Here is a 2,213-nt window from a genome sequence, read left to right as displayed (position 1 = left end):
TCCCAGTCAACCACCGAAAACCGACATCCCACAAGCCCCGAACGCCAAAGCGCCGGGCTTTGTGCATTCTCGGCCACTCGACGCTGCTCGATCCACTCCAGGATCCTGCCAAACTCGCCGTAGAGCATGGCGTTGACCTCACCGCGCTTCGCGCCGGGCGTAAGGTCGATCCGCTCGATCAGCGCCCGCAACGCATCGGCGGCTTCCTGGCACTCCTCTGGCTGTGATAGTGAATGCGTCAGTCGCTCGACCTTGCGCCGATAAATCTCGGAGATGTTGGGATGGATGTCGGGCACATCCACCGATGCCGCAGCGAGCCGGGCGCGGAGCGCATCCTCTTGGGCTTCCAACTCCAAAAGCTCATCGACAAGCGCGCGTGTGCCCTTGCCTTCTTTCGCGAGTGTCACAAGGCCGTTGATCGCCTTGAGGACTTTCTGCAGATCCGTTCGATCGGCGATTTCTGACGCGCGGCGCTGGTGATTGATGCGGTTGCTCTCCTCGACATAGGTCCGAATGGCCTCTGCCGCGACCTCSGGGGTCATCATGCGATCGCACAGACCATCAAGGACGCGCGCTTCGAGTTTGTCGCGCGTGATGCTATGCCCGTTCGAGCAGCTTTTCGTATCAGCATGGTTCGAACAGGCAAACCGCCCCTGCCCGCGAAGGGAATAAGGACCGCCGCAGCAGCCGCAGTAAACCAGGCGGAGAGAAGGCTTTTCGGGCGATGCGTTCGATTGAGGGCTTTATGGGCGGAGCGGGTTGCCTCGATGACGTCGGCATATTGGATCGCGATATTTTCCTGCCTCGCCTTCACGGCCTGCCAGAGTTCTTCATCCACGATCCGCAGATCAGGAACCTCGGTCACAATCCATTCGGATTTGGGATTGATGCGGGAGACCCGCTTGCCGGTTTGCGGGTTCTTCAGATAGCGCAGCCGGTTCCAGACAAGTTTGCCGATATAAAGCTCATTGTTGAGGAGGCCGGTGCCACGTTTGACGTGGCCGCGGATCGTGGTCGATGTCCACAGCTTGCCCGTTGGGGCTGAAATCCCAGAGTCATTCAGACGGCAGGCGATTGCATGGGGGCTGAGCCCGTTGGCGAACTGTCGAAAAACCTGGCGAATGACTTCAGCTTCCGCGGCATTGATACTCCGCTCGCCGTGCACAGGTTCGCCTTCGCTCGAGAAGCGCCGCACGACGTCGTAGCCAAAGCAAAGCCCGCCCCCGGATTTACCCTTCTCGACGCGGCCGCGCAGACCGCGATGGGTCTTCTTCGCAAGATCCTTGAGGAACAGCGCGTTCATCGTGCCCTTGAGGCCGACATGCAGTTCGGAAACTTCGCCCTCGGCCAGCGTAACGATTTTGACGCCGGCGAACTGGAGATTCTTGTAGAGCTTCGCGATGTCGGCCTGGTCGCGCGACACCCGATCCAGCGCCTCGGCTAGCAGAATGTCGAAGCGCCCCATCTGCGCATCCTGCAAAAGTGACTGGATTCCGGGACGGAGAATGACGCTCGCGCCGGAGATCGCTGCATCCTTATAATTGGCGACAATCCGCCAGCCTTCGCGCGCTGCCTGTTCACGGCATATCAAAAACTGGTCGTCGATGGATGCAGGGCTCTGCTTGTCCTCGGAATAGCGGGCATACGGCGCTACGCGGGGCATTCGGAGTCTCCAGAGATGAGCTTCGGGGTCAGTCTACAGATTTGATCATTCTTGCCAATCTGAGGACGATATCAAAATTGCAGCGCGCTATTATGCTATCACTGGGATTCCACCCGGCACTGAACAGGGCATCTGCGATGCCGGAATCGATAAGCTAGCGGCGAGCTGCCGTCGGTTCTATTCGGTTAATCGTCGGAATATATTCATTTCGCGTGTGCCGTTCGTCTTCTGCTAATCCGGCGGGAGTCGACCAACTCACGCCGTTCACCGCTTGATGACGAACGGCGCTTCTGCCGGAACCTTCCGTTCGTCTTAGCTCCGCATAGATCGGTGCGACCAAAGATGTGTAGGGGGTGTAACCGCTTAGGCACTGCTCCCCTTTGCACGTGCTCATCGCCTATCCCAAAGGAAAAAGATATGATCGATCCCCCGAGCTATCCGTACCTTCCTGGCCCGTTGTCCGCAGCAATTCGATAAAAGTGGTGGGGGCGCGGCTGCTGAATATATCGCAGCCGTCCGTGTCCAACGCAATAGCGCAACTGGAACAGGC

Annotated in this window: 3 pseudogenes; all 3 read right to left on the bottom strand. The window is 58.7% G+C overall.

What is annotated here, in order from left to right:
- Nucleotides 1-545: pseudogene (locus tag BF95_RS30085) on the bottom strand (recombinase family protein); the annotation flags it as partial.
- Nucleotides 546-614: 69 nt separating this feature from the next.
- Nucleotides 615-701 (bottom strand): annotated as a pseudogene (locus BF95_RS30080) (hypothetical protein); the annotation flags it as partial.
- Between the two features lie 158 nt (nt 702-859).
- Nucleotides 860-1,663: pseudogene (locus BF95_RS30075) on the bottom strand (recombinase family protein); the annotation flags it as partial.
- Nucleotides 1,664-2,213: the final 550 nt, after the last annotated feature.

Origin of the sequence: Sphingobium sp. Ant17, from assembly GCF_000588875.1 — a bacterium.
GTDB lineage: Bacteria > Pseudomonadota > Alphaproteobacteria > Sphingomonadales > Sphingomonadaceae > Sphingobium.
Note: the sequence above shows the minus strand (reverse complement) of the source record. Positions and strands in the feature narration are given on the sequence as shown.